We start from the raw sequence: 25,545 nt of genomic DNA on the forward strand, positions 1-25,545 counted from the left end.
CTCAGCCAGCATAGAGCGTTAGCCGCGGCTTAGCGAGTAGCGGAGGCGTGATATCGCCGTTGCTTGCTCGGACAGGCCCCGGTTACCGGCTGGCCCACAGCACCCCACGCTCGAAGATGGTGCGCATTTGCGGGACGGAAAACTCATCCGCGGTGTGGCCGAGCGCGCTGAAGAAGACGCGGCCCTTGCCGTAGCGGCGCTTCCAGACCACGGGCATGACGACGCCGTCGATGAAGTCGAGATGCTCACCGCTGAACGTCGTCGTCGCCAGCACCTCGTTGCTCGGGTCGACATGCATGTAATACTGCTCGGAATGGTAGGCGAAACCCTCGATACCCCTGACGATCGGATCGTCGCTGATGATGTCGACACGGTAGTGGATGATGTCGCCGGGGTGCGCGACCCATTGGCCGCCGGTCATGAACTGATAGGCCGGCTCGTTGCGAAAACTGTCGCCCATGGTGCCGTGGAACCCGGCAAGGCCGGTTCCGCCGCTGACGGCGGCGGTGAGGTTTTGCAGCTCCGGTTTCTCGATCGTCGACATGGTGATCACCGGCACGATCAGATCGATGGCCGGGAGCTGCGGATCGGCGAGCGCCGATGTGCCCTCTTCTATCCGCACTTCGAAGCCATGCCCCGTCAATATCTCGCTGATGACAGCGGCGCTGCGGGCCGGCGTGTGACCCTCCCATCCGCCCCAGAAAATCAGTGCCGTCTTGCTCATGCTCGTCTCTCCTTTGGTCGGCAATATTGATAGGCAAGCGGAACGCTTTTGTCTTCCCTTCCATGATGGGCATTCTGGGACGGGCATTTCTGGTCGGAAATCACGACCCGGCGATGAATTCCGTGGATGAGGACCGATTGGCCGCGCTGGCGTCTTGTTTCAATGCCGGGCTGCACTCAAATCAGCTGTCTTCGCGTTTGCGCAGACATCGGTCCGATCCGCCGCAACCAGCCGGAGCCTTCCGGGGAGACCGCTCTATGAGTTTCGACCAGACGACTGTCGCCGCCTATCTGGAAGTCATCACCATCAACCTTGTGCTGTCTGGCGACAATGTCGTGGTGATCGGCATGGCGGCCGCAGGCCTTGCCAAGGCGTTGCGGCAGAAGGCGATCGTCGCCGGCATTGCCGCGGCGGCGGTGATCCGCATCGTCTTTGCGGTGATCGCGGTGCAGCTGCTTGAAATTCCGGGCATCATGCTGGTCGGCGGCATGCTTTTGTTCTGGGTGTGCTGGAACATGTTCCAGGAGTTGCGCTCGGCCGGCGACGGCGAGGACGTCGACACTGAAGCCGCAGGTCGCAGATATGCCGCGTCCGGCCATAAATGCTTTTTCTCTTCCAGCCCTCGGATGCTGGGCTGATTCCTTGGCCGGCGCAAGAAGTTGCTGCGCGAGGCCGCACATCTACGCCGCTATCTGCAACCACTGACGAGATCCAAGGCCAGGCTCAACTCCCGGCAGACGGGCAACGAAACAACGGGATTGGCCGTATGTGGTTCCAGCCTATACGTCGCCTGGACCGGCGATCACATGCCCTTCATATTGCGGCAAGTCGTCGGCGATGGTGAACCATGGCGCCTTGGAGCCGACGAAGATGTGCGCGGTCGGCCGGATCGTCGGATCGTCGACCAGCGTGCCCATGGCGACATGGACATAGGCGCCGTCGCGGACCAGCGAATACAGCAACGAGCCGCAGCGGCTGCAATGCGCATCGTGGCCGCTGTCATCGCCGAAATGGATGAGCCCGTGATGCCCTTCGGCAAGGGCAAGTTTCTCGCGCTCGATGCCGGCGAAGGGCTTGAAGGCGGAACCTGTGGTGCGCCGGCAGTTCGAACAATGGCAGATCGCGGCATAGACGAACTCGTCCGCCACTTCATACTGAACCGTGCCGCAAAAGCATTTGCCGGTGAGCCTGCGACTCATGGTTCCTCCTTCGCTCCCCCGCCAAGGGATGTTCTTATTCAAGTCAGCCGAGTCGAAAGTGGCGGAAGCGCAGGTATCATCCATTCGCAGGCCGGCCTCAGCTGAATATGAACATATCCTAGTCGAGGTCGGCCACGGCTTCACCGGCACCGCCCTCGATGCGCTGCGACAACGAGGCTTCCATGAAGTCGTCGAGGTCGCCGTCGAGCACGCTCGACGGGCTGGTGCTCTCGACGCCGGTGCGCAGGTCCTTCACCAACTGGTAGGGCTGCAGCACATAGGAACGAATCTGGTGACCCCAGCCGATGTCGCTCTTCGACGCTTCTGTGGCATTGGCCACCGCTTCGCGCTTCTTCAGCTCTTCCTCGTAAAGGCGCGAGCGCAGCATTTCCCAGGCCTTCGCCTTGTTCTTGTGCTGCGAGCGTTCGGCCTGGCAGGCAACCGCGATGCCGGTGGCGATATGGGTGATGCGAACCGCCGAGTCCGTGGTGTTGACGTGCTGGCCGCCCGAACCGGATGAGCGGTAGGTGTCGATGCGTACATCGGATTCCGAGACGTCGATCTCGATCCTGTCATCGACGACCGGGTAGACCCAGACGCTGGAGAAGGACGTGTGGCGGCGCGCATTGCTGTCATAGGGTGAAATGCGGACCAGGCGATGAACGCCCGACTCGGTCTTCAGCCAGCCATAGGCATTGTGGCCCTTGATCAGGAGCGTGGCGGACTTGATGCCGGCCTCTTCGCCGTCATGGACTTCCAGCACTTCGACCTTGTAACGGCGACGCTCGGCCCAGCGCGTGTACATGCGCAGAAGCATCGAGGCCCAGTCCTGGCTCTCGGTGCCGCCGGCGCCGGCATGGACTTCGAGATAGGTGTCGTTGGCGTCGGCCTCGCCCGACAGCAGCGTCTCGACCTGGCGGGCCTTGGCCTCGCCCTGCATCGAGCGGAGGGCTGCTTCCGCCTCGGCGATCACGCTCTGGTCGCCCTCTTCCTCACCCAGTTCGATCAGGCCGATATTGTCTTCCAGCGCCTGAGTCAGGCTTTTGACGCCGGCGATCCCGTCTTCGAGGCCTTGGCGCTCGCGCATCAGCTTTTGCGCTTCCAGCGGATCATTCCAGAGGCTGGAATCCTCGGCGCGCACGTTCAGGTATTCAAGCCGCTTTATGGCCTGATCCCAGTCAAAGATGCCTCCTCAGCAGGGTGATCGCCTGCCTGATCTCGTCGACAATATTCTGCGTTTCCGCGCGCATGGCTGGTTGTTCTGTCCTGTTTTTGAAGTGGCGCTTGGGTCGGCGCGATACATAGGCACGGCATTGCTGCCTGTAAAGCGAAATGGGCCGGCTCAACAAGCCAGCCCACTCGACGTAAAAAATCAGGTCGTCAGTAGAGTCCGCCGCCGGGTGCCTGGATGGCTTCCGTAGCCTGCGGCGATAGCGGTCCGCCGGCGCCGTTGGACCCGTCGGCGCCCATGCCGATCACCCAATAGCTGTCGGCTGGGCCGGTGCCGGGCTTGAAGGCTTCGATGATGGTGCCGGGATCGCCCGACGCGGCACGCATGCCGGTCTTGCGGTTGATCGCGACCAGGTTCATGCCTTCCGGCACCTTGAAGTCGACATTCGGCGTGCCGTCCAGCGCAACGCGCATGAAGTCCTTGAAGATAGGTGCCGCCAGACCGCCGCCAGTGGCGCCATGGCCGAGACCGCGCGGCGTGTCGTAACCCATGTAAAGGCCGACGACGAGGTTCGGCGTATAGCCGATGAACCAGGCGTCCTTCTCGTCATTGGTCGTTCCGGTCTTGCCGGCGATGTGGCGGCCAAGCTCGGCGATGGTGGCGCCGGTACCGCGCTGGACGACGCCTTCCATCATCGAGGTGATCTGGTAGGCGGTCATCGGATCGAGCACCTGCTCGGAATTGTCGACCAGTTCCGGTTCGGGCTGGTTGTTCCATTCGGGCGCATTGCAACCTTCGCAGCCGCGCTCGTCCTGCTTGAACACGGTCTTGCCGTAGCGGTCCTGGATGCGGTCGATGAGCGAGGGTTTGATCGACTTGCCGCCATTGGCCATGATCGAATAGGCCGACACCATGCGCATCACCGTCGTCTCGCCGGAACCCAGCGCCATCGGCAGATACGGCGCCAGATGGTCGTAGACGCCGAAACGCTCGGCATATTCCACCACCAGCTTCATTCCCATGTCGTTGGCGAGCCGCACCGTCATCAAATTGCGCGACTTTTCGATACCGGAGCGCAAGGTCGCGGGGCCGGCCACCGTGCCGTCATAGTTCTTCGGCGTCCAGGTCGTGTTGCCGCTCTGGATGGTGATCGGTCCGTCCATGATAACCGAGGCCGGCGTATAGCCATTGTCGAGCGCGGCCGAATAGACGATCGGCTTGAAGGACGATCCCGGCTGGCGCATCGCCTGCGTGGCGCGGTTGAACTCCGACTGCGCATAGGAGAAGCCGCCGACCATGGCCAGCACGCGGCCGGTATGTGGATCCATGGCGATCAGGCCGCCCTCCACTTCCGGCACCTGGCGCAACGTGTAGGCGCCTTCCGACCCTTCGTTCTTCTGCACGAAGATGACGTCGCCGGGCTGCAGTACATCGGCCGGAGACTTGGCCTTGACCGTCTTGCCATCGACCACATGGCGCATGGCAAAGCCCATGTCTTCCTTGCTGACGGCGCCTTCGACGCGTTCCTTGACGATATCGCCCGAAATCTGCCGCGTCGGCTGCAGGCCGATGGAAAGGCCGGTCGCCGAGCTGTCGAGCACGACGGCAAGCGACCATTCCGGCACGTCTTCCAGCCCCTTGACGTTGCCCAGCGCCACGCCCCAGTCGCCGGAAGCATCGATATGCGTCACCGGTCCGCGATAGCCGCGCAGCGTGTCGTATTTGAGCAAGCCGTTCTGCATCGACTTGCGGGCGATGAGCTGGATCTTCGGATCGAGCGTCGTGCGCACCGAAAGGCCGCCCTCATAGAGCGCGTTCTCGCCATAGCGCGAGATGATCTGGCGGCGCACTTCCTCGGTGAAATATTCACCCGCAAACAAATAGGAGCCATTGCGACGCGGCGTCACGCCGAGCGGCTCGGCCTTGGCCTTGTCGCCTTCCTCGCGCGTCACGTAGCCGTTCTCGACCATCTGTTCGATGACCCAGTTGCGGCGCTCGATGGCGCGGTCGGCATGCTTGAAGGGATGGTAGTTGTTGGGCCCCTTCGGCAGCGACGCCAGATAGGCGGCTTCCGCGACCGTGAGTTCGTTGACCGACTTGTCGAAATAGGTCAGTGCCGCGCCCGCAACGCCATAGGCGCCGAAACCGAAGAAGATTTCGTTGAGATAGAGCTCAAGGATGCGGTCCTTCGAATAAGCCTGCTCGATGCGGAAGGCCAGGATCATCTCCTTGATCTTGCGCTCGTAGGTCTGGTCCGAGGACAAGAGGAAGTTCTTCGCCACCTGCTGGGTGATGGTCGAGGCGCCGACCTGGCGCCTGCCCGAACCCAGATTCTGCAGGTTGACGTAGATGGCGCGGCCAAGCCCGGTGATGTCGATGCCGGGATGGTTGTAGAAATTCTTGTCCTCGGCCGACAGGAACGCCGCCTTGACCCGGTCCGGAACCGCCTGGATCGGCAGATAGAGCCGCCGTTCGCGCGCATATTCGGCCATCAGCGAGCCGTCGGAAGCATGGATGCGGGTCGTCACCGGCGGCTCGTACTTGGCCAGAACCTCGTAGTCGGGCAGGTCTTTCGATAGATGGCTGATGTATATCGCCACGCCCGCGGCGACGATAAGCGCCAGCGTCGTGCCGATACCAAAGAAATAGCCGATAAGACGAATCATGCCCGCTCCAGTCCGAGGTCCGGGAATTTCCTAGACGAAGCCGCCTTTCGCGCAAGCCTTCGCAACTGTCCCGATCCGTGAAAACCCATGTCGCCACCATGTGGGCAAAATACGGCAGTGCCCGGTTTAGGCATCCCCCACCTGAAATAAAAGCGCCTGGTGTTGTCGTCGTGCAACGCTGCCTCCGGTTGTGGGCGGCGGCGACCATCTCAGCCTCCGGTTCCCGTTCCCATCTTGGCGGAGGCAAACAGGGCGACGGCGTTGGTGATGCTCTGCGCCGCCTTGCCGCGCCAGTCGGCGTCGAGCAGTTGCGCTTCATCCTTGGCGTTGGAGAGATAGCCAAGTTCCACCAGCACCGACGGCACATCGGGCGCTTTCAGCACTTTGAAGCCGGCCGAACGCTGCGGATTATTGATCAGGCCGACGCTGGTGGACAACTGGCCGACCAGAGTGTGGGCAAAGCTCATCGAGAAATTATGCGTCTCGCGGCGGATCAGGTCGATCAGTATGTCGGTGACTTCCTTGTTGTCGTCCTTGATCACCATGCCGGCGAACTGGTCGGAGAGGTTTTCACGGTCGGCAAGCGCCTGCGCTTGCGGATCGGACGCCTTGTCGGAGACGGTATAGACGGTGGCGCCTCTGATACCCTTGACGCCGATCGTGTCGGCATGGATCGAGATCAAAAGGTCGGCCTCGTGCTGCCGGGCGATGCGCACGCGGTCATCGAGCCGCAGGAACTCGTCGGTATCGCGCGTCATGAACACGTCGTAGTTGGCGACGGCGGCGAGCTTGTCGCGCAATTCGGTGGCGAAGGCCAGCGTCACGTTCTTCTCGATGGTGCCGTTGAGGCCTTCGGCGCCACCGTCGATGCCGCCATGGCCGGGATCGATGACGATGGTGAAGCGATGCCCGGGATTGGAGATCGGCCCTGTGCCGACCCTGGAGCCCTTGTCGGTGGAGACGGTCGAGCCAGTGGTCAGCGCCTGGTTGGCAAGGGCTTCGTCGAACTCGCGGTCGGAGGCTGCCGACATGTCGATGGCGATGCGATAGCCTGCGCCGTCATCGTTCTTGAGCACGTCGAGCTTGTCGACCGAGAACGGTCCCTTGCCGGTCAGGATCAGCCGCGATCCCTCGCCCTGATCGCCATAACGCACCGCCTTGACCAGGCCGCGGGCCTTGGCGTCCTTCGCGCTAATGGCGAATCGGGTGCGCGGCAGGTCCACGACCAGCCGGTTGGGGCCGCGCAGCAGGAACCATTTGATGTCGGGCTCGCGGTCGAAATCGATGACGATGCGCATCTTGGTTGCGTCGCCGGCCATCTTGTAGGCGGTGGCGCCGAGTGGCGCATCGGCGGCGCGTGAAACCGGCGCAAAAGCAAGGCAAAGCGCCAGCAGCAACAGCACACCGGCAGCGCGCAGGAAACGGCCTGCACGGCCATGGCCCTTGTCTGTGGTGCCCGCCAGTCCCATTTCTTTGCAGTCGCTCCCGGTTTGGCGCCTTGCGCCCGTGGTTGGTCGAAATGCCGGTCAGGCCGCAGACTCGATTAACGATTGGTATCCAGAGAAGGTTAACCAAGCCTTTTCATCGAGGATTAAGGCCTGTGCTTCCGTTACGGCACTGCTTTTTGCCGGCATCCGAAATCGGGGTTGCCTTCCACCCCGTCAAATCATAAAAGCGATGGTGGATCACTGCAATCCTGGAACCGCTTCTCCCGCAGCTTCCTGCTACAGGTCAGATGAAAGGCGGCTCCTTTCGCTCCAGCGAAAAGGCTTAGGTGATCGCGACGAATTTCGCAGGTGTGCGCCCGTGGCGGGGGAATCGCCTGCGTGAGGAAAACGGCCGGGTTTGTTCCCGTGCCGGCTCTGTATGAGCAAACAAGCTGGTCCGGTTCGTCCGGGCTTTGGTTCAAAAGGTTCTGCTGGTGACGATGGCTTCAAGCGCAATCATGGAAAGGTCCGCATCAAACCGCGCCATTGTGGCTGCGGGCGGCACCGCCATGGCGCTCAAGCGGCGTCCGGCGGACATTCAGACATCCGGCACCCACATCCCAGACACGCAGCAGCGGGCTTTGTCTCGCAAGCTGCGGCTGACGGCTGCCGGGAGGAAACGAAATAATGCCCAACAAAATGCTGATAGACGCCTCCCACCCGGAGGAAACACGCGTTGTCGTTATCCGCGGCAACCGTATTGAAGAATTCGACTTTGAATCTCAGGACAAGAAGCAGCTCAAAGGAAACATCTATCTCGCCCGCGTAACGCGCGTCGAACCTTCCCTTCAGGCAGCCTTTGTCGAATATGGCGGCAACCGTCACGGTTTCCTCGCCTTCAGTGAAATTCACCCCGACTATTACCAGATCCCGGTCGCCGATCGTCAGGCTTTGCTGCGCGCTGAAGCGCAGGAAGCCGAGGACGAGGAGAACGAGGACAATGACGGCGACGACCGCCAGAGTCGCGATCGCGGCCGGCGCGGCCGCCGGCGCGGCGGCAAGGGTCGTGAGCGCGGCGAACACAAGCGCGACGCCGGCGCCGATGATGAGAACGGCGAACATGGCGATGCCGGCAGCGATGCCGTCTCCGAAGCGCCTGCTTCCGAGCATGCCGCGGCCAATACCGGCGGGCATGACGATCATGCCGGGCATGGCGACAGCGAAGCCTCCGACGCCGAGACATCCGGGACCGAACCGTCGGAAGGCGGCCCGACATCGATCGCGGCAAGCGTCGAAGCGGATGTGATCTCCGAAGCTGTCCCTGCGGCGGAGCCGGGTGACGAAAGGTCGTCCAGCGAGGCAAGTGGCGAAGCCACCTCCGAGGACAATGACCGCGGCATGCTGGAAGAGGTGCAGTCCTCGCATCCGGACGACCACGAGATCGAATCCGTAGGCGCCGAGGATGCGCTGGAAGAGGTGCGCAGCCGCCGCAAGCCGGTGCGCCGCCAGTACAAGATTCAGGAAGTCATCAAGCGCCGGCAGATCCTGCTGGTGCAGGTGGTCAAGGAAGAGCGCGGCAACAAGGGCGCTGCACTCACCACCTATCTGTCGCTTGCCGGCCGCTATTCCGTGCTGATGCCCAACACCGCACGCGGCGGCGGCATTTCGCGCAAGATCACCAGTGCGGTCGACCGCAAGCGCCTCAAGGAGGTCGTTGCCGATCTCGAAGTGCCGCAGGGCATGGGCGTCATCCTGCGCACCGCCGGCGAAAGCCGCACCAAGGCGGAAATCAAGCGCGACTACGAATATCTGATGCGGCTTTGGGAAAACGTCCGCAATCTGACGCTGCAGTCCACCGCCCCTGCCCTCGTCTATGAGGAAGGCAGCCTGATCAAGCGCTCGGTGCGCGACCTCTACAACAAGGATATTGACGAGATTCTTGTCTCCGGCGAGGAAGGCTACCGCGAGGCCAAGGATTTCATGCGCATGCTGATGCCGAGCCACGCCAAGGTGGTTCAGCCGTTCCGCGACACGACGCCGATCTTCGTGCGCAACGGCATCGAGGCGCAGCTCGACCGCATGCTGCAGCCGCAGGTGACGCTGAAGAGCGGCGGCTACATCATCATCAACCAGACCGAGGCGCTGGTCGCCATCGACGTCAATTCGGGCCGCTCCACCAAGGAGCACTCGATCGAGGACACCGCTCTCCACACCAACCTTGAAGCGGCGGAAGAAGTCGCCAGACAATTGAGGCTGCGCGATCTCGCCGGCCTGATCGTCATCGACTTCATCGACATGGAGGAGAACCGCAACAACCGCTCCGTCGAGAAGCGGCTGAAGGATCACCTCAAGAACGACCGAGCCCGCATCCAGGTCGGCCGCATCTCGCATTTCGGCCTGATGGAGATGTCTCGCCAGCGCATCCGCGCCAGCGTGCTGGAATCGACCATGAAGCCCTGCCCGCATTGCGGCGGCACCGGCCATGTGCGCTCCGATTCGTCGGTGGCGCTGATGGTGGTGAGGGCGATCGAGGAATTCCTGCTCAAGGATTCGCGCAGCCACATCACGGTGCGGACCCCGGCGGCGACCGCTCTCTATGTGCTCAACCACAAGCGCGGCACGCTGGTGGAACTCGAAAGCCGCTTTGGCTTGACCATCACCGTCGAGGCCGATGATACGGTCGGTGTGCAGCATTACGCGATCTTCCGCGGCGCCATTGCCGAAAAGCCGGAAGGCTTTGTCGAAGCGCGAACCTTCCCGGCCTATGTCGAGCCGGAAGAGCCCGAGGACGAGATCGTCATCGAGGAGGAAGACGACGAGGTTGTGGTACAGGCCGAGCAGCCGCGCCAGGCGCAGCCGCAGTCGCAGCAGCAGCAGCCGAGATCGGCTGAGGACGGCGAAGGCCGCGACCGCAAGCGTCGCAAGCGCCGCAGGCGGCGCGGCGGCAAGGATCGCGAACGCGAACATGGCGATCGCGAGCATGGCGCCGAAGGTGCTTCGGTATCTGCGGCAAGCGACGACTTTGCCGCTGAACCAGGCGATGACGATGCAACACAGCAAGACGAAGCCCAGGTTGGCGCCGTCGAAACGATGGAAGCATCAGATGACGCCCAGGGCAAGAAGCGCCGTCGCGGCAAGCGCGGCGGCAAGCGCAATCGTCGCGAAGACGGCACGGAGACCGAAGCCGGCGAAACCGCCTCGGTGGCCGAGGCCGCTGAAGTCGGAACGGCCGCAAGCGAGCCCGTAGCAGCCGTAGCGGTTGAAGAAGCAGCGGCTCCCGCCGCGGCGAACGACGACGCTCCAGCCGAAAAGCCGAAGAAGAAGCGCGCTTCAAGGGCAAAGAAGGCTGTGGTGGAAGTCGCCGATGAGACGGCGGCCGAGGCTGCACCGGAGGCTGCCGTCGAAGCAGCCGCCCCCGCTGCGGCCGATGCCGCCACGGAAACGACCGTCGACGACGAGCCCGCCAAGGCTCGCCCGTCACGGCGCAAAGCCGTGGCCGCGGATACCTCCGCGGTGCCGGTGGTTTCCTCCAGCGTTGCCGACGAGGCAAAGGCCGAGGAAAAGCCGAAGCGCGCCGGCTGGTGGCAGCGGAAGGGCTTTTTCTAAGCTATTCAGCCGATTAAGATAGGTTCCTGACAAAAATCCCGCGCCGTTCAAACCACGGCGCGGGATTTTTGCATGCGCGAATGACGGAAGGCGTCAGGGGGCGAAAATCGACCAGTTCATCATCCTGGCCAGTTTTTCCAAGGCGATCGACCCCAGCTTGGAATTGCCGTTGGCGTTCAAGCCCGGCGACCATACGGCGAGCGAAGCAACACCCGGCACGATCCCCAATATGCCGCCGCCGACGCCGCTTTTGCCGGGAATGCCTACACGGAAGGCGAAATCGCCGGAACCGTCATAGTGGCCACAGGTCAGCATCATGGCGCCGATGCGCCGCGCCCGCTCGGCAGACACCACGGAGTGCCCGGTTGCCGGGTTTCTGCCGCCATTGGCGAGGAAGCGGCCGGCCAGCGCCAATTGCCGGCAGCTCATGGCGATGGCGCAATGGTGGAAGTACACGCCCAGCGCCAGCTCCGGTGCATGGTTGAGATTGCCGAAGGATTTCATGTAGTTGGCAAGCGCGAAGTTGCGATAGCCGGTGGCGCGTTCGGAAGCCGCGACCTCGCGGTCGATGATGATCGCTTCGTCATCGGCAAGGAACTGGATGAAGCGCAGGATTTCGCCGATCGCCTCGCGCGGCTGGTGGCCGGCAAGCAGTATGTCGGAGACGACGATGGCGCCGGCATTGATGAACGGATTGCGCGGAATGCCGTTCTCATGCTCGAGCTGCACGATCGAGTTGAACGGATTGCCCGACGGCTCGCGTCCGACACGCTGCCACAGCGCGTCGCCGACATTGCCGAGCGCCAACGTAAGCGTAAACACCTTGGAGATGGACTGGATCGAAAACGCCTGGTCGGCGTCGCCGGCGACCAGCACGCGGCCGTCATTGGTCACGGCGGCAATGCCGAATTTGTTCGGATCGACCTTGCCGAGCTGCGGAATGTAGGTGGCGACCTCGCCGCGATCGGAGCGCTCGGCCATCTCGGCGGCGACGTCGGCCAGCGCTTGTTTAAGATCCGGCATGCTCGTCCCCGCTATTTCAGCCAGCGCTCGATGCGCGCCAACGCCTCGACCATGTCGTCATGGCTGCCGGCATAGGAAAAGCGCATCGTGCGGTGTCCGGCCAGCGGATCGAAATCGCGACCGGGCGTCGCCGCCACATGCGCTTCGGCCAGCATTTTGCGCGCAAAGGCCATGCTGTCATTGGTATGCCGGGTGACATCGCAGAAAGCGTAGAAGGCGCCGTCCATCGGCGCCGCCAAGGGAAATCCGAGTTCCGGCAGGCGCCGCATCAACAGCTCGCGGTTCCAGGCATAGCGCGCCTTCACCGCTTCCAGCTCTTGGGTCGCCTTGAAGGCCTCGATCGCGGCGATCTGCGACAGTTCCGGCGGCGAGATGTAGAGGCTCTGGGCGATGCGCTCGATCGGCCTCACCAGAGCTTCCGGCAGCACCATCCAGCCGATGCGCCATCCGGTCATGCAATAATATTTCGAGAAGGAATTGATCACCGTCACGCCTGAGCCATGGGCCAGCGCCGTGGTGTCGGGCGCGGCATAGGCCAGCCGGTGATAAATTTCGTCCGATATCACCGCGATGCCGAGTTCTTCGGCTGTCCTCACCAGTGCCGACAACTCGTCGACGGGAATGACCGCACCTGTCGGATTGGCCGGGCTGGCGAACAACACACCCTTCAGCGGTTTTTCCCGGTGCGCCGATTTCAAATGTTCGGCATGAAGATAGGCGTCGCTGCCGAGCTCGATCTCGACGATCTGGATACCGAGCGCGGCCATGATGTTGCGGTAGGCCGGATAGCCGGGTGCTGCGATGGCGACGCGGTCGCCGGGATCGAACATCGCCAGGAATGCCAGATTGAAGGCGGCCGACGATCCCGTGGTCACGGCGATCCGGTTCGGCGCGACATCGATCCCGTAATGGTCGCCATAATGCGTGGCGATCGCCTTGCGCAGATCCGCCAGACCGAGCGTGTCGGTATAGCCGATGCGTCCGATCCTCAGCGCATTTGCGGCTGCTTCCCTCACGCCCACGGGTGCCGGATCGGATGGCTGGCCCACGGCCATGGACACGACAGGCACGCCCGTCGCCTTCAGCCGGTTGGCTTCGGCCAGAATGTCCATGGCGTGAAACGGCTCGACTTCACCGCGGCGCGACAGCGAAACTACCATTTGACCTCAATCTTTCCGTCCGGCCCGCCGCTCAAAGCCATCAACCGGCGGCAGCGCCGCACAAATGCCCGATTGATGTGAGGATCACAAGTTCGCCTAGTTTCGGTGCCGTGACTTTTCATCGTTCGCCCGCTCGTTTACCAGTGGACCTCATGCTGAGCCGACCCAAATCGACAATGTCCAAATCTTCCATGGGGAAGACAGCGCGCGGCTTCGCGACGCTTTTGCTTGCCGCCGCCGTCGCTGTCACCGGCTCGGTGACGGCCTTCGCCCAGGCGGTGCCGGTCGTGCGCGATGCCGAGATCGAGGCGCTGGTGCGCGACTATGCGCGGCCGATCTTCAAGGCGGCCGGTCTTGCCAATGACGGTGTCGATATCGTTCTGGTCAACGATCAGAGCTTCAACGCCTTCGTTACCGGGCGCCGGCTGTTCATCAACACCGGCGCGCTGATGCAGGCCGAAACGCCCAACGAGATCATCGGCGTCATCGCCCATGAGGCCGGCCACATCGCAGGCGGCCATCAGCAGAAATTGCGCGACCAGCTCGAGCGCGCCAAGACCATGGCCATCATCGCCACGCTGCTTGGCGCCGGCGCCATCGTTGCCGGCGCCACCACCAACAGCCGCGGCCTTGCCGGCGCCGGCATGGGTGTCGCCGCGGGCGGCGGCGAGATGGCGCAGCGCAGCATTCTTGCCTACCAGCGCACCGAAGAGTCGACCGCCGACCGCTCTGCCATCACCTATCTCAATGCCACCGGCCAGTCCGGCATGGGCATGCTGAAGACCTTCGCCCGCTTCCAGAGCGCGCTGTCGCTTTCCGGCACGCAGGTCGATCCCTACCGCATCAGCCACCCGATGCCGCAGGAGCGCATCGCCAATCTCGAAGTGCTGGTCAAGCAGAGCCCTAACGTCGACAAGGTCGATCCGCCGGCACTGCAGCAGCGGCACGACATGATGCGCATCAAGATCGCCGCCTATATGGGCGGCCAGGCCGCGGCCACGCGGCTGATCCGCAAGGCCCCGGGCAGCCTCGCCTCGCGCTATGGCGAAGCGCAGATGGCCTATCTCTACGGCAATCTGGGTGCGGCGCTGACCAAGGCCAATGCACTGATCAAGGAACAGCCGAAGAACCCCTACTTCCAGGAAATGCGCGGCGACATACTGATGAAGGCCAACAAGCCCAAGGACGCCGCGGACGCCTATGCCAAGGCGGTCAGCCTCGATCCGATGAGGTCGGGCCTGTTGCCCGTTTCTCTCGGCCAGGCGCTGATGGCCATCGGCACGCCCGATTCGCTGAAGAAGGCGGTGGTGCAGATCAACAACGGCCTCGGGCGCGACAAGGAAAACACGGTCGGATACCGCTATCTCGCCCAGGCCTATGGCGAGCTTGGCAACATTCCGGCGGCGGAACTCGCCACCGCCGAGGGCCATTTCTATTCCGGCGATTACACGAATGCGAAAATTTTCGCCATGCGCGCGCAAAAGGACTTGAAGCGTGGCGAACCCGGCTGGATTCGGGCGCAGGACATCATAAACTACAACCCTTCAGGCAAACTCAAGAAATGAACCTTCCGGTCGCCCGCGGCGACTAGGATAGACCGGAACCGGTAAAGAGGATGAGACGATGAACAAGGCAATATTGCTCGGCACGACGGGAGTGGCGGCTGCTCTTGCCATGCTCGCTTTCGGGTTCGTCGCCGGCAGTCCGCAGGTGGCCAAGGCCGGCACGGCGCAGACCGTGCAAACCGCCTCTGCCGACACCAAGATCGATCGCACTGAGATCGAGGGCATTATCCGCGACTATCTCCTGAAGAACCCCGAAGTGCTGCTCGAAGTGCAGGAGGCGCTCGAGGCCAAGCAGAAGGAAGAGCAGCGCATAGCCAGCCTCGGCGTCATCGAGAAGGCCAAGTCCGAGATTTTCAACTCGACCTTCGACGGCGTCGTCGGCAATCCGAAGGGCAAGGTCACCATCGTCGAATTCTACGACTACAATTGCGGCTTCTGCAAACGCGCCATCGACGACATGCAGGCTCTGACAAAGGCCGATCCGGAACTGCGCTTCGTGCTCAAGGAATTCCCGATCCTCGGGCCGGATTCGCAAAAGGCCAGCGTCGTCTCGATGGCTTTCCACCTGATGCATCCGGAGAAATACGGCGAGTTCCACAACGCCCTGCTCGGCGGCCAGGGCCGCGCCACCGAGGCGGCGGCCATGAAGGTTGCGCTGTCGCTAGGCGCCGATGAGGCAAAATTGCGCGAGAAGATGAAGGATCCGACCATCACCGAGGCTTTCTCCAAGACCTTCGACCTCGCCAACAAGCTGGCCATCACCGGAACGCCTTCCTACGTGGTCGGCAATGAGGTGGTGTTCGGGGCGCTCGGCCAGGAAGTGCTGGCTGAAAAGATCGAGGCGGCGAAAGCCGCGCTCTGATCTTGCACGCGAGCCTATTTCTCACGGGCACATTTCCGCCTGTTGTGGACAGTGAAAGATCGCACTTGTGCTCTTTCCGCGGGCGGCTATGCCCATTATAGAAGGCCCTGCGCGCCGGCTTGAGGCCGGCGTCGGAAAAGGTCGGCATTTTTGAAAACGATTTTCGTCCTGAACGGCCCCAACCTGAACGCGCTCGGCAAGCGCGAGCCGGGCATCTATGGCGGCAAGACGCTTGCCGCGATCGCCGACGACTGCAAGCAGGCGGGCGCCGCGCTTGGCCTCGAGATTGATTTTCGCCAGTCGAACCATGAGGGCGACCTCGTCGACTGGATCCAGGAAGCCGGCGACAAGGCAGCCGGCATCGTCATCAATCCGGGTGCCTACAGCCACACCTCGATTGCCATTCACGACGCCATCCGCGCTGTCGCGCCGCTGCCCGTCGCCGAAGTTCACCTCTCCAACATCCACGCGCGGGAACCATTCCGCCACGTCTCCATGGTCGCGCCGGTCGCTGTCGGCATGATCTGCGGGTTCGGGCCGCTTGGCTACTCGCTGGCGCTGCAGGCGCTGGCGGCACGCCTATGACCGGCCCACAAACAGAAGGCTCGAAAATGTCGATAAAGAAGACCGGTGTTGACCAGCAACTGATCCGCGATCTCGCGGGCATACTGAATGACACCAATCTCACCGAGATCGAAGTCGAGCTCGGCGACCTGAAGGTGCGCGTGTCGCGCCAGGCGCCGGCCGTCCACGCCATCGCCGCCCCGCAGGCCGGTTATGCTCCGGCAGCGCAGCAGCCCGCGGCGGGCGCGGCTGCCGCACCAGCAGTGGCCGACCCGTCCAAGAACGCGGTCCCCTCGCCGATGGTCGGCACCGCCTATCTCGCGCCCTCGCCCGACGCCAAGGCCTTCATCGAAGTCGGCCAGAAGGTCAAGGAAGGCCAGACGCTGCTGATCATCGAAGCGATGAAGACGATGAACCAGATCCCTTCGCCGCGCGCCGGCACGGTGACGGCGATCCTGTTCGAGGACGGCCAGCCGGTCGAGTACGGCATGCCGCTCGTCGTGATCGAGTAGAGCGGGCCGGATGTTCCAGAAGATCCTCATCGCCAACCGCGGCGAAATCGCGCTTCGGGTGCTGCGCGCCTGCAAGGAACTCGGCATCCAGACCGTGGTCGTGCATTCGACCGCCGACGCTGACGCCATGCATGTCAGGCTCGCCGACGAAAGCGTGTGCATCGGTCCGCCGCCGTCGCGCGACAGCTATCTCAACATCCACCAGATCGTCGCAGCCTGCGAGATCACAGGCGCCGATGCCGTGCATCCGGGCTATGGCTTCCTGTCGGAGAACGCCAAGTTCGCCGATATCCTCGCCGCCCACAACATCACCTTCATCGGTCCGTCGGGCGACCATATCCGCATCATGGGCGACAAGATCGAGGCCAAGCGCACGGCAAAGCGGCTCGGCATTCCGGTTGTGCCGGGCTCCGACGGCGCAGTCACCGACCAGAAGGAAGCCAGGCGCATTGCCGCCGAGATCGGCTATCCCGTGATCATCAAGGCTTCGGCAGGCGGTGGCGGGCGCGGTATGAAGGTCGCCCTTACCGAAGCCGATCTCGAGATCGCCTTGCAGACAGCCAGCACGGAGGCCGGCGCGGCCTTCGGCGACGATGCCGTCTACATCGAGAAATACTTGGAAAAGCCGCGCCACATCGAGGTCCAGGTATTCGGCGACGGCGCCGGCCGCGGCGTGCATTTCGGCGAGCGCGACTGTTCGCTGCAACGCCGCCACCAGAAAGTCTGGGAAGAGGCGCCCTCGCCGGCCCTCAACGCCGAGGAGCGCGCCCGCATCGGCAATATCTGTGCCAAGGCCATCGCCGACCTCGGCTACTCCGGCGCAGGCACCATCGAATTCCTGTACGAGAATGGCGAGTTCTACTTCATCGAGATGAACACGCGGCTGCAGGTCGAGCATCCGGTGACGGAGGCGATCACCGGCATCGATCTGGTCCACGAACAGATCCGCGTTGCCTCCGGCGGCGGGCTTTCGGTGCGCCAGGAGGACATCAAGTTCAACGGCCACGCCATAGAATGCCGCATCAATGCCGAGGACCCGCGCACCTTCACGCCTTCGCCCGGCACGATTACGCATTTCCACACGCCTGGCGGTCTCGGCATCCGCGTCGATTCCGGTGTCTATTCCGGCTACAAGATCCCGCCCTATTATGACAGCCTGATCGGCAAGCTGATCGTGCACGGCCGCAACCGCGTCGAATGCATGATGCGGCTGCGCCGGGCGCTCGACGAGTTCGTCGTCGATGGCATCAAGACGACACTGCCGCTGTTTCGCGACCTGGTCGGCAATGCCGATATCGCCAATGGCGACTACGACATCCACTGGCTGGAAAAGTATCTGGCCAAAGAGGAATAGCGCCCGACTTGCCGCTATGATGCCGCGATGACCCGTCCTTACGCTCCCGGCTATCGCATTCCGACCGACCTGTTGCTCAAGGCCTATGCCTCGGGCGTCTTCCCGATGGCCGAGAGCGCTTCCGACCCGGAAGTGTTCTGGGTGCGGCCGGAGACGCGCGGCATCATACCGCTCGATGGCTTCCACACGCCGAAGAGCTTGCGGAAGACAATTCGCAAGCACCCGTTCGACATCCGCTTCGATTTCGATTTCGAGGCGACGATCGACGGCTGCGCCGAAAAGCGCGAGGAGCGCCGCTCGACCTGGATCAACGCGCCGATCCGCGAAGCCTATATCGAACTGCACCGTCTGGGGCACTGCCATTCGGTCGAGGCATGGCGCGAGGAACGGCTGGTCGGCGGCCTCTATGGCGTCTCGCTCGGTCGCGTGTTCTTCGGCGAAAGCATGTTCGCCCGGGAAACCGACGCGTCCAAGACCTGCCTGTATCATCTGGTCGAGCGGCTGAAGGCGCGCGGCTTTGCCCTGCTCGACACGCAATTCACCACTGAGCATCTCAAACGCTTCGGCGCGGTCGACGTGCCGCGCGTCAAATACGAGAAGATGTTGGCCGACGCGCTGAAGGGCGAAGCCGTTTTTTATCCCTGATCGGAGACCGAGCGGCCGAGCCGGCTCGACCGGTGAAAGGGGTCAGCCCTTCGCGGTTTCCATCGGCGTCTGCGAATGGAACATCATCTTCCAGCCGTTGACACGGTGGACATAGCCGGTGCTGACCAGCGCCGCGTAGGGCTCGCCGTTTTCCCGTGTCGCATGAGCCTCATAGGTCAGCATGATAATGTCGCTGCCGGGCTCGATGATACCCTTGAGGTCGATCTGAAGGTCGCGCCAGCGGTTGGGCTTGGTCGCGGTCTTGGCCAGATCGGCATTGTCCATTGCCTGTGCCATCTCAGGAAACGCCACCAGGCATTCTGTGTCGACATTGGCGGCGTAATAAGCTTCGTCGCCCGTCCAGAACCCCTTTTCGAGTTCGAGCAGGTCGTCTTTGCTGGCCGTGATCCGTTTGCTGTCCGACATCAGAATATCCTCCAAGCGCGCAAATGCGCGGTCGTCCATGGCCCAACGCATGGTGGCCATGACGGTTCCGGGGATCAGTTGGTGTTGGTCGCGTCAGGCTCCGTGGGGTCCGGCTGTTCGGCGGCCGGAGCAGCGGTAGGCTTTGGCTTGGACGTGTCGACCTTGGGCGTCTCGGCATTGGCCGCGTCGGGCGGCGGCACATCCGACTTCTGCTTGCAGCCCTTTAGCCAGACGTCATAGACGGCGTGCTCGACGGCGTTTAGGCCGGGGCTCTCGGCGAACATCCAGCCGGTGAAGATGCGGCGGATCTTGCGGTCGAGCGTGATTTCGTCGACTTCGACGAAGGAATCGGTCTTCGGCTCTTCATTCTCCGGCCGCGAATAGCAGATGCGCGGCGTCACCTGCAAAGCGCCGAACTGCACCGTTTCGTCGATGTAGACATCGAAGGTGATGATACGGCCGGTGATCTTGTCGATGCCGGCAAATTCGGCGACCGGATTGGTGATGCGATCGGAGATTGCGGGTGCTGCCGCAGGCGCCTGCGCCGCGGCAAACGCTGTCGGGAACATGGCGATAGCGCCAATTGCCGCCAGTCCGGCCATCGATGTCAGGCTGAAAATGTTCATGCGGAGATACCGGTGGTTTGGGCCCGGGTGATTCTGTCACGCCCAAGGCTATTCGCCGTTGTCATATCAGCAAGCAGCTAAACGCCAATTGTGGCGACAAAGGACCGGCCGGCGGTCAAGAACCAGGCGTCCACGCATCGTAGTCGCCCGTCACCTGCGGACGGTGCTGATTGGTGAGCACGGAACCCTTTGGGCGATAAGCCGCCGGTGTTCCCGTGAGGTTCGGCTCATGCGCCTTTTCCCATTCGCGCGGCCGATAGTCATCGCTTGGCGGCGCCACATCGACGCGGTGATGCATCCAGCCGTGCCAGCCCGGGGGGATCGCCGACGCCTCCGAATAATTGGCGTAGATGACCCAGCGGCGGGTGCGGCCTTCCGAATCGACGCCGCCTTCGTAGTAGACGTTGCCGGCCCCATCCTGGCCGACCTTGTTGCCGTGGCGCCAGGTGTGAAAACGGGTTCCCAGCGTCTGGCGGTTCCACCAGGTGAAAAACTGCAGAAGGAAAGTTTTCATTCAGATCCTCGCGGGCGCGCGGCGGTGGCTGTCCCTGCTTATGGCGTCAGGCCTTGGCGAAGGCAAGGGTTTTGCGGCGCCTGCGGCACTGACGGCATGCCGAAACGCTCGGTCATTGGCCGATCCATTTCGCACCTGCGAACCGACGCTTGCCAAGCCGGCTGCGTCTTCCTAAAGCTCTCATCGCTCGGCGCTGCCGCATGACCCCGAAAATCGAAATCGATTTTCGGAAAGGATCATGCGCAAACCCAAGTGCTACAGCGTCCTTTGCGCGTCCACGGGACGCGCGGCGCTGTAGTCAACGCCGGCTGCGGGAGGTGAGGAATGGCCTTAGCTGTCGCCAGGATCAGTGCGGAGACAATACGCGCCCGCAAGGGCGGCGTGCCGGTCGTATGCCTTACCGCTTACACCTATCCCGTCGCCCGCCTGCTCGACGATCATGTCGACCTTCTCCTGGTCGGCGACAGCGTTGCCATGGTGCTGCATGGCCACAAGACCACGCTCGGCGCCTCGCTGGAGATGATGATCGCCCATGGCCAGGCCGTGATGCGCGGTTCATCAAAGGCCTGCGTGGTGGTCGATATGCCGGCCGGCAGCTACGAGACTTCGGCCGCGCAAGCCCTTGCCTCGGCGCGCCGCATCTCTGAGGAAACCGGCTGCCAGGCGGTGAAGCTGGAAGGCGGCGTCGAAGTCGCCCTCCAGATCGCGGCAATCGTCGGGGCCGGCATTCCAGTGATGGGCCATATCGGCTTGCAGCCGCAATCGGTGGAAAAGGACGGTGGCTACAAGATCAAGGGCCGCACGCCGGAGAATGTTGCCGCGCTCATGCGCGACGCCGACGCGGTCGAGAAAGCCGGCGCGTTTTCGCTGGTCATCGAAGGCACGGTCGAGACCGTTGCCGCCGACCTCACCCGGCGCATTGCCATTCCAACCATCGGCATCGGCGCCAGCCGCGATTGCAACGGCCAGATCCTGGTCATCGACGACATGGTCGGCCTGACGGTCGACCGGGTGCCGAAATTCGTCAAGGAATACGCCGATTTGCGCAGCGCGGTCGCCGATGCCGCGGCGCGCTACGCAGCGGAGGTGCGCAGCCGCACCTTCCCCGGGCCGGGCCACGTCTTTTCAGCCGCGAGCGACAAGGACAAGGCATGAACCGGCCCCCCATCAGCCAGCCGCTCGTCGTCGACACCGTGCCCGGCCTTCGCGCGCAGATCCGCGAATGGCGGCGCGAAGGCCTGAGCGTCGCCATGGTGCCGACCATGGGCGCTTTGCATGACGGCCATATCTCGCTGGTCGGGGCCGCGCTCGCAACGGCCGATCGCTGCGTCGTCTCGATCTTCGTCAACCCGGCCCAGTTCGCCCCCACTGAAGATCTCGACAAGTATCCGCGTCAGCTGGCCCGCGATCTCGACCGGCTGACCGAGGCCGGCGCACAGCTTGCCTTCACGCCTACGGTTTCCGAGATGTATCCGGCAGGCTTTGCGACGAAGATTTCGGTCGGCGGCCCGTCTTCTGGCCTGGAATCGGATTTCAGGCCGACCTTCTTCGAGGGCGTCGCCACGGTCGTGGCCAAGCTCTTTCTGCAAGCCCTGCCCGACTACGCCATCTTCGGCGAAAAAGACTACCAGCAGCTTTGCGTCGTCCGAAAGCTCTGCCGCGATCTTGACCTTCCGGTGGAAATCGTCGGCGCGCCAACCGTGCGCGATGCGCATGGCCTGGCAATGTCGTCGCGCAACGCCTATCTCGACGCCGCCGAACTCGACGTCGCGCGACAGCTCAATGTCATCTTGCGCCAGACGGCGGCAGCGCTCGCGGCCGGCGCCGATGAAAACGGCGTGACCGGCAAAGCCACTGCCGCGCTTCTCGAGGCAGGCTTCGACAGCGTCGACTACGTCGCCGCGCGCAAGAGCCTGACGCTCACCTCGTGGCGGCGTGACGGCGATGGCCGCCTGCTTGCCGCGGCGTGGCTTGGCAGAACCAGGTTGATCGACAATGTGGAAGTTTCCTCATTTATTCCCTGAAAAATTGCAATTCCGTTCACTTTGATTTGTATCGCAGAGCGGCCCGAGTGCTCTTAGACAACGGCTCATCAGGCACGTTCTGGCCAGCCCGTAAGCGCTCACAATACACCGAACGCCGCTGTGAGACGTTTCACAGACGTAACCAAGCCGGCTATGTTGTGTGCGACCTCAGGCGGAGACAGTGTGTGACCTGCCACTACGCTGCAATCCTTACGAGGCTCTACGTGTCTGTCCAGGCCAACATATTCGGTCGCGCCCTGCCGCAGATCGTCGAAGCGATTTACGATTCGATTGCCGATGTCGGCCGTTGGCCATCGACGCTTGAATCAATCTGCAAATTGGCGCTCGGCCGGCTTGCCATGCTGGCGGTCGTCGATACGGCGAGAAACTCGGCCCGGTTTTCGACTTCCTGCGGCGATCCGGTCCTGCTTGAGCCGCTGCAGCGCGACTACGCCTGCGAGGTGCCCTTCTTCAAGGCGGTGCCGAAGATGGAAATCGACATGCCGTTCACCGTCGATAGCGTCTACGCCCTGCAAGGCCCTGACGCCCGCCAGAACTGGCTCGAAAGCCGCATCGTGCGCGAGTGGGTGGAACCCAACCGTCTCGACGATTTCTTCTGGGTGGCGCTGATGAAGCAGCCGGCGCGCGCCGGCACGCTGATGGTGGTTACCGACAAGGACAGGCCCCAGAATTTCAGCCAGGGATATCGACCTGATGTCCACGCTCGCCCCCCATGTCCGGCGTGCGGTGACCATCGGCGACCTGTTCGAGGCCGAGCGGCGCAAGGCCGACATCTTTCGCTCAATCCTCGAGAGCCTCGACCATCCGGTGCTGATCGTCGCCGACGATATGCAGATCATTTTCGCCAATCGGGCAGCCGAAGCCCTGCTCACCGAAACCGCCTCAGTGTCCTCGGTGCGCGGCCAGCTGTCCTTCGCTTATGCTAACGCCAACACCGCCATCGGCCGCGCCGTCCAGCTCGGCACGCGCGACGAATTCGCGCTCGGACCGTCCGGCATCAACATTCCGCTGGTGAAGGCCATGTCTCCGGCGGTGGCGCATGTCATGCCTCTGGCGCGACGCGACATTTCGGCCCGCATATCGCCGCGCGCCGCCGCGGCCATCTTCATTGCCGCCGCCGGCGCCACATCAGTGCCGGCGCTGGAAGCGATCGCTGCACTGTTCGGACTGATAGCAGCGGAAAAGCGTGTCGCCGGCCATGTCGCCGCCGGGCTGACACGGCGTGAAATCGCGGCTGCCAGCGGCGTCTCGGACGGCACCGTCAAATCACAGCTGGCGACGATCTTCGACAAGACCGCCACTGGCAACCAGCGAGAGCTGGAACTCCTGATGCGCGAATTGACGCCGCCGCTGCGCTCGGCCTGAAGCCATACTCGGAGCCAATCGTCAGATTTTTCAACTATTTGCCGGTACGCAGGCGTAATCCACAATACCAAGCCGGCATCGTTGCAATTCGGCCAAAATCATGGTGCGGTTCTGCTCCGGTCCGGAGACGGTGCATCGTGCACGACCGGACGTGGAAACCATTTCCTGGGCGGTCCCCGAACTTGATACCGACACGAATTGAACGGCTGCTGCCTTACCTCTTCCTGCTGGCCCTGCTTTGCATCGCGCTCGCTTTTCGTCCGCTATTGCCGGTCGATGAGACGCGTTATCTCAGCGTCGCCTGGGAGATGTATCTCGGTGGACATGTCTTCGTACCGACGATGAACTTTGCGCCCTATCTGCAGAAGCCGCCGCTGTTGTTCTGGCTCATCGATCTCGTCTGGAACATCTTCGGTGTGAGCCGCGCGGCGGCGATGCTCGTCATCTTCGCCGCCTCGTCGCTGGTCATCTGGCTGACGACACTTCTGGCCAAAACCCTGTTTCCCGAGCGCCCGGACATTGCCAGTCGCATCCCCTGGCTGGTGGCCGGCAGCACCGTCTTTGTCATCTATTCGACCCTGATCCTGTTCGACATGCTTTTGACGGCTTGTGTGGTCGCCGCACTGCTGTCGTTGCTGGCCTTCGCCAGGACCGGCAACCGGTGGCAGGCGGTGCTGGCGGGTCTCTTCATCGGGCTCGGCGTGCTGGCCAAAGGCCCGGTGGTGCTCATTCACATCGGCGCGCCCGTCCTGCTCTATCCCCTCTGGCGTGACCGGCGAGCCGGCCTTGCCCCTTTGCAGTTCTTTGCCGGAGCCGGCCTGGCAATTCTCGCCGCCCTTGTCCCGGTCGCCATATGGCTGGCGCCCGCGACCATCCTGACCAAGGGCAGTTTCGTCTACGATCTCGTGTGGAACCAGTCGGCAGGTCGGGTTACCGGAAGCCTGCACAATTCGCATGGCCGGCCGTTTTACTTTTACCTGATGCTGTTGCCGCTCATGTTCGTGCCCTGGGCCTTTATCCCCCCGGTGTGGCGGCTGAGGCCGGTTGCCCGGATACGCAGCCTGATCGACACCAAATCCCCGGATCTGCGTGCCCTGCGCCTGCTGTCGTTCTCGTTCATTGCGGTGCTGCTGGTCTTCAGCGCCATATCCGGCAAGCAGCCGCACTATGTCGTGCCGGCACTACCGTTCGCGACCATTCTGCTGGGCTACTTCATGGCCGAGATTTCAGTCGCCAGGCTGAGGGCGACGGCCTTTGTCATGCTTGCCCTTTTCGCCATCGGCCACGCCGCCGCCTCGGCGACCGTGTTCAAACGCTACGATCTCACGCCGCTGGCGAGCTTCATCGACGAACGAAAGGACGCGGACTGGGCCGTCGCTTACGACTATCAGGGCGAGGTCGGTTTCCTTGGGCGAATAGAGAAGCCATTCGAGAACGCCGACAAGCCTGAGGAATGGCTCAAGTCTCATCCCGGCGGCTACGTCATCGAAAAGCAATCGAAAGATCCGGGCACATCCGAACAGATCGCCTTCCGGCAGCCGGTGGAACGCGGCTATCTGGTCGTCCTGAAGGGACAGCACTGAACGTTTCGTCGGACGCCTATCCCAGCGGCTTCTCGAAGATCAGCGCCGGCAACCCCGAACCGCCGCCGCAATCGGCGGTGCTGCCGGCCGGCAAAAATCCCTTCGAACGGTAGAAGGCGATGGCCGGCACGTTGGCCTCTTCCACCTCGACGCGCAACCTGTTCGCCTCGGGAAAGCTGGCTTCGACCTCGTCCAGCAAGGCCTGGCCGATGCCTTGCCGCTGGCAGGCCGGCAGTACATAGAGCTGGTTCAGCAGCACGATCTTCGTATCCGTCGTTGCGGCGGCAAAAGCCATGCCGCCGATACGCTTGCCGTCATCGGCGACCAGGAATTCCGAGTTCGGCCTTGTCAGCCGCGCCTTGAGCGAGGCGATCGAATGCCAGTCGTCGGTAATTTCGGTCACCCGCTCGGCGCCATAGATCGTGTCGTACGTTGCGTGCCAGGTTTCGACCAGCAGCGCGCGGACAGCGGCAAGGTCACGTTCGCTGGCGGTGCGGACGAACATTGT

General features: G+C 62.9%; 24 protein-coding genes. 12 read left to right on the plus strand and 12 right to left on the minus strand.

Annotated features, from left to right (window positions below; all coding sequences use genetic code 11):
- Positions 1 to 82 precede the first annotated feature (82 nt).
- The gene (locus tag NKH38_RS05370; protein ID WP_352762574.1) at positions 83 to 724 is read right to left on the minus strand and encodes a ThuA domain-containing protein; all 642 of its coding nucleotides are present in this window, start codon (positions 722 to 724) and stop codon (positions 83 to 85) included.
- Positions 725 to 981: 257 nt separating this feature from the next.
- On the opposite strand from NKH38_RS05370, the gene NKH38_RS05375 reads away from it, so the two are divergent.
- Positions 982 to 1,362: a TerC family protein gene (locus tag NKH38_RS05375; protein WP_502905771.1), complete on the plus strand. Its 381-nt coding sequence runs from the start codon at positions 982 to 984 to the stop codon at positions 1,360 to 1,362.
- 141 nt (positions 1,363 to 1,503) lie between these two features.
- Here NKH38_RS05375 and NKH38_RS05380 read toward each other — a convergent pair whose 3' ends face one another.
- From NKH38_RS05380 to NKH38_RS05395, 4 genes are all read right to left on the minus strand, one after another.
- A complete protein-coding gene (locus tag NKH38_RS05380) occupies positions 1,504 to 1,923 on the minus strand; it encodes a GFA family protein (RefSeq protein WP_352740084.1) in 420 nt (139 codons plus the stop codon).
- A 118-nt stretch (positions 1,924 to 2,041) separates the two neighbouring features.
- Positions 2,042 to 3,173, minus strand: a protein-coding gene (prfB, locus tag NKH38_RS05385) for a peptide chain release factor 2 (RefSeq protein WP_352761430.1) whose coding sequence is annotated in 2 segments (ribosomal slippage) — positions 2,042 to 3,106 and positions 3,108 to 3,173 — 1,131 coding nt in all. Because the reading frame shifts where the segments join, the coding sequence is not laid out codon by codon here.
- Positions 3,174 to 3,303: 130 nt separating this feature from the next.
- Complete coding sequence (locus NKH38_RS05390; protein ID WP_352761433.1) at positions 3,304 to 5,760, minus strand: penicillin-binding protein 1A; 2,457 nt, start codon at positions 5,758 to 5,760, stop codon at positions 3,304 to 3,306.
- Positions 5,761 to 5,969: 209 nt separating this feature from the next.
- On the minus strand, positions 5,970 to 7,229 hold the full coding sequence (locus NKH38_RS05395) for an N-acetylmuramoyl-L-alanine amidase (RefSeq protein WP_352761436.1): 1,260 nt from the start codon (positions 7,227 to 7,229) through the stop codon (positions 5,970 to 5,972).
- Positions 7,230 to 7,874: 645 nt separating this feature from the next.
- On the opposite strand from NKH38_RS05395, the gene NKH38_RS05400 reads away from it, so the two are divergent.
- Positions 7,875 to 10,793 (plus strand): Rne/Rng family ribonuclease, encoded by a 2,919-nt coding sequence (locus tag NKH38_RS05400; protein WP_352761439.1) that lies wholly within the window; start codon positions 7,875 to 7,877, stop codon positions 10,791 to 10,793.
- 93 nt (positions 10,794 to 10,886) lie between these two features.
- Here the strand turns inward: NKH38_RS05400 and NKH38_RS05405 are convergent, their stop codons facing one another.
- Positions 10,887 to 11,816, minus strand: a complete 930-nt coding sequence (locus NKH38_RS05405; protein WP_023735371.1) for a glutaminase — start codon at positions 11,814 to 11,816, stop codon at positions 10,887 to 10,889.
- Positions 11,817 to 11,827: 11 nt separating this feature from the next.
- The gene (locus tag NKH38_RS05410) at positions 11,828 to 12,976 is read right to left on the minus strand and encodes a pyridoxal phosphate-dependent aminotransferase (protein WP_023707005.1); all 1,149 of its coding nucleotides are present in this window, start codon (positions 12,974 to 12,976) and stop codon (positions 11,828 to 11,830) included.
- A 152-nt stretch (positions 12,977 to 13,128) separates the two neighbouring features.
- Here NKH38_RS05410 and NKH38_RS05415 point away from each other — a divergent pair, with 152 nt between their 5' ends.
- The 6 genes from NKH38_RS05415 (at position 13,129) to aat (ending at position 18,478) form a co-directional block, all read left to right on the plus strand.
- On the plus strand, positions 13,129 to 14,541 hold the full coding sequence (locus tag NKH38_RS05415) for a M48 family metalloprotease (protein WP_023707006.1): 1,413 nt from the start codon (positions 13,129 to 13,131) through the stop codon (positions 14,539 to 14,541).
- 58 nt (positions 14,542 to 14,599) lie between these two features.
- Positions 14,600 to 15,403, plus strand: a complete 804-nt coding sequence (locus NKH38_RS05420; RefSeq protein ID WP_352761443.1) for a DsbA family protein — start codon at positions 14,600 to 14,602, stop codon at positions 15,401 to 15,403.
- A gap of 150 nt (positions 15,404 to 15,553) precedes the next feature.
- A complete protein-coding gene (gene aroQ, locus NKH38_RS05425; protein WP_023667485.1) occupies positions 15,554 to 15,988 on the plus strand; it encodes a type II 3-dehydroquinate dehydratase in 435 nt (144 codons plus the stop codon).
- A 26-nt stretch (positions 15,989 to 16,014) separates the two neighbouring features.
- The gene (accB, locus tag NKH38_RS05430) at positions 16,015 to 16,479 is read left to right on the plus strand and encodes an acetyl-CoA carboxylase biotin carboxyl carrier protein (RefSeq protein WP_023681496.1); all 465 of its coding nucleotides are present in this window, start codon (positions 16,015 to 16,017) and stop codon (positions 16,477 to 16,479) included.
- 10 nt (positions 16,480 to 16,489) lie between these two features.
- The gene (accC, locus tag NKH38_RS05435; RefSeq protein WP_023681497.1) at positions 16,490 to 17,833 is read left to right on the plus strand and encodes an acetyl-CoA carboxylase biotin carboxylase subunit; all 1,344 of its coding nucleotides are present in this window, start codon (positions 16,490 to 16,492) and stop codon (positions 17,831 to 17,833) included.
- 27 nt (positions 17,834 to 17,860) lie between these two features.
- Entirely contained in the window at positions 17,861 to 18,478 is a 618-nt protein-coding gene (aat, locus tag NKH38_RS05440) for a leucyl/phenylalanyl-tRNA--protein transferase (RefSeq protein ID WP_023681498.1), read from the plus strand.
- A gap of 42 nt (positions 18,479 to 18,520) precedes the next feature.
- Here aat and NKH38_RS05445 read toward each other — a convergent pair whose 3' ends face one another.
- The 3 genes from NKH38_RS05445 to NKH38_RS05455 all read right to left on the minus strand — a co-directional run bounded on the left by NKH38_RS05445 (position 18,521) and on the right by NKH38_RS05455 (position 20,044).
- Entirely contained in the window at positions 18,521 to 18,904 is a 384-nt protein-coding gene (locus tag NKH38_RS05445; protein WP_023667489.1) for a hypothetical protein, read from the minus strand.
- A 74-nt stretch (positions 18,905 to 18,978) separates the two neighbouring features.
- Positions 18,979 to 19,530, minus strand: coding sequence for a DUF2155 domain-containing protein (locus NKH38_RS05450; RefSeq protein ID WP_352761448.1), 552 nt, complete (start codon positions 19,528 to 19,530; stop codon positions 18,979 to 18,981).
- A 115-nt stretch (positions 19,531 to 19,645) separates the two neighbouring features.
- A complete protein-coding gene (locus NKH38_RS05455; RefSeq protein WP_023667491.1) occupies positions 19,646 to 20,044 on the minus strand; it encodes an NADH:ubiquinone oxidoreductase subunit NDUFA12 in 399 nt (132 codons plus the stop codon).
- Positions 20,045 to 20,368: 324 nt separating this feature from the next.
- On the opposite strand from NKH38_RS05455, the gene panB reads away from it, so the two are divergent.
- Positions 20,369 to 21,199 (plus strand): 3-methyl-2-oxobutanoate hydroxymethyltransferase, encoded by an 831-nt coding sequence (gene panB, locus NKH38_RS05460; RefSeq protein ID WP_352761451.1) that lies wholly within the window; start codon positions 20,369 to 20,371, stop codon positions 21,197 to 21,199.
- Between the two features lie 11 nt (positions 21,200 to 21,210).
- Positions 21,211 to 22,068, plus strand: coding sequence for a pantoate--beta-alanine ligase (panC, locus tag NKH38_RS05465; RefSeq protein WP_023688379.1), 858 nt, complete (start codon positions 21,211 to 21,213; stop codon positions 22,066 to 22,068).
- A gap of 326 nt (positions 22,069 to 22,394) precedes the next feature.
- On the opposite strand, the gene NKH38_RS05470 is transcribed toward panC, so the two are convergent.
- Complete coding sequence (locus NKH38_RS05470) at positions 22,395 to 22,790, minus strand: hypothetical protein (protein WP_352761454.1); 396 nt, start codon at positions 22,788 to 22,790, stop codon at positions 22,395 to 22,397.
- Between NKH38_RS05470 and NKH38_RS05475 the strand changes: the two genes are divergently transcribed.
- Positions 22,783 to 23,454, plus strand: a complete 672-nt coding sequence (locus NKH38_RS05475; RefSeq protein WP_352761457.1) for a helix-turn-helix transcriptional regulator — start codon at positions 22,783 to 22,785, stop codon at positions 23,452 to 23,454. The genes NKH38_RS05470 and NKH38_RS05475 overlap by 8 nt on opposite strands.
- Before the next feature lie 182 nt (positions 23,455 to 23,636).
- Positions 23,637 to 25,037, plus strand: coding sequence for an ArnT family glycosyltransferase (locus NKH38_RS05480; protein WP_352761460.1), 1,401 nt, complete (start codon positions 23,637 to 23,639; stop codon positions 25,035 to 25,037).
- Positions 25,038 to 25,053: 16 nt separating this feature from the next.
- On the opposite strand, the gene NKH38_RS05485 is transcribed toward NKH38_RS05480, so the two are convergent.
- Entirely contained in the window at positions 25,054 to 25,542 is a 489-nt protein-coding gene (locus tag NKH38_RS05485; RefSeq protein WP_352628935.1) for a GNAT family N-acetyltransferase, read from the minus strand.
- Between the last annotated feature and the right edge of the window lie 3 nt (positions 25,543 to 25,545).

This window comes from Mesorhizobium sp. M1078 (assembly GCF_040318615.1).
GTDB lineage: Bacteria > Pseudomonadota > Alphaproteobacteria > Rhizobiales > Rhizobiaceae > Mesorhizobium.

What these genes read in the sequence shown, in the direction of transcription:
- panB (WP_352761451.1), top strand. Translation starts at nt 20,369, where the DNA reads ATGGCCTTAGCTGTCGCCAGGATCAGTGCGGAGACAATACGCGCCCGC.
- NKH38_RS05400 (WP_352761439.1), top strand. Translation starts at nt 7,875, where the DNA reads ATGCCCAACAAAATGCTGATAGACGCCTCCCACCCGGAGGAAACACGC.
- aat (WP_023681498.1), top strand. Translation starts at nt 17,861, where the DNA reads ATGACCCGTCCTTACGCTCCCGGCTATCGCATTCCGACCGACCTGTTG.
- NKH38_RS05380 (WP_352740084.1), bottom strand. Translation starts at nt 1,923, where the DNA reads ATGAGTCGCAGGCTCACCGGCAAATGCTTTTGCGGCACGGTTCAGTAT.
- NKH38_RS05415 (WP_023707006.1), top strand. Translation starts at nt 13,129, where the DNA reads ATGCTGAGCCGACCCAAATCGACAATGTCCAAATCTTCCATGGGGAAG.
- NKH38_RS05485 (WP_352628935.1), bottom strand. Translation starts at nt 25,542, where the DNA reads ATGTTCGTCCGCACCGCCAGCGAACGTGACCTTGCCGCTGTCCGCGCG.
- NKH38_RS05405 (WP_023735371.1), bottom strand. Translation starts at nt 11,816, where the DNA reads ATGCCGGATCTTAAACAAGCGCTGGCCGACGTCGCCGCCGAGATGGCC.
- accC (WP_023681497.1), top strand. Translation starts at nt 16,490, where the DNA reads ATGTTCCAGAAGATCCTCATCGCCAACCGCGGCGAAATCGCGCTTCGG.
- NKH38_RS05475 (WP_352761457.1), top strand. Translation starts at nt 22,783, where the DNA reads ATGTCCACGCTCGCCCCCCATGTCCGGCGTGCGGTGACCATCGGCGAC.
- NKH38_RS05450 (WP_352761448.1), bottom strand. Translation starts at nt 19,530, where the DNA reads ATGAACATTTTCAGCCTGACATCGATGGCCGGACTGGCGGCAATTGGC.
- NKH38_RS05420 (WP_352761443.1), top strand. Translation starts at nt 14,600, where the DNA reads ATGAACAAGGCAATATTGCTCGGCACGACGGGAGTGGCGGCTGCTCTT.
- NKH38_RS05410 (WP_023707005.1), bottom strand. Translation starts at nt 12,976, where the DNA reads ATGGTAGTTTCGCTGTCGCGCCGCGGTGAAGTCGAGCCGTTTCACGCC.
- NKH38_RS05370 (WP_352762574.1), bottom strand. Translation starts at nt 724, where the DNA reads ATGAGCAAGACGGCACTGATTTTCTGGGGCGGATGGGAGGGTCACACG.
- accB (WP_023681496.1), top strand. Translation starts at nt 16,015, where the DNA reads ATGTCGATAAAGAAGACCGGTGTTGACCAGCAACTGATCCGCGATCTC.
- NKH38_RS05455 (WP_023667491.1), bottom strand. Translation starts at nt 20,044, where the DNA reads ATGAAAACTTTCCTTCTGCAGTTTTTCACCTGGTGGAACCGCCAGACG.
- NKH38_RS05390 (WP_352761433.1), bottom strand. Translation starts at nt 5,760, where the DNA reads ATGATTCGTCTTATCGGCTATTTCTTTGGTATCGGCACGACGCTGGCG.
- NKH38_RS05375 (WP_502905771.1), top strand. Translation starts at nt 982, where the DNA reads ATGAGTTTCGACCAGACGACTGTCGCCGCCTATCTGGAAGTCATCACC.
- NKH38_RS05445 (WP_023667489.1), bottom strand. Translation starts at nt 18,904, where the DNA reads ATGTCGGACAGCAAACGGATCACGGCCAGCAAAGACGACCTGCTCGAA.
- NKH38_RS05395 (WP_352761436.1), bottom strand. Translation starts at nt 7,229, where the DNA reads ATGGGACTGGCGGGCACCACAGACAAGGGCCATGGCCGTGCAGGCCGT.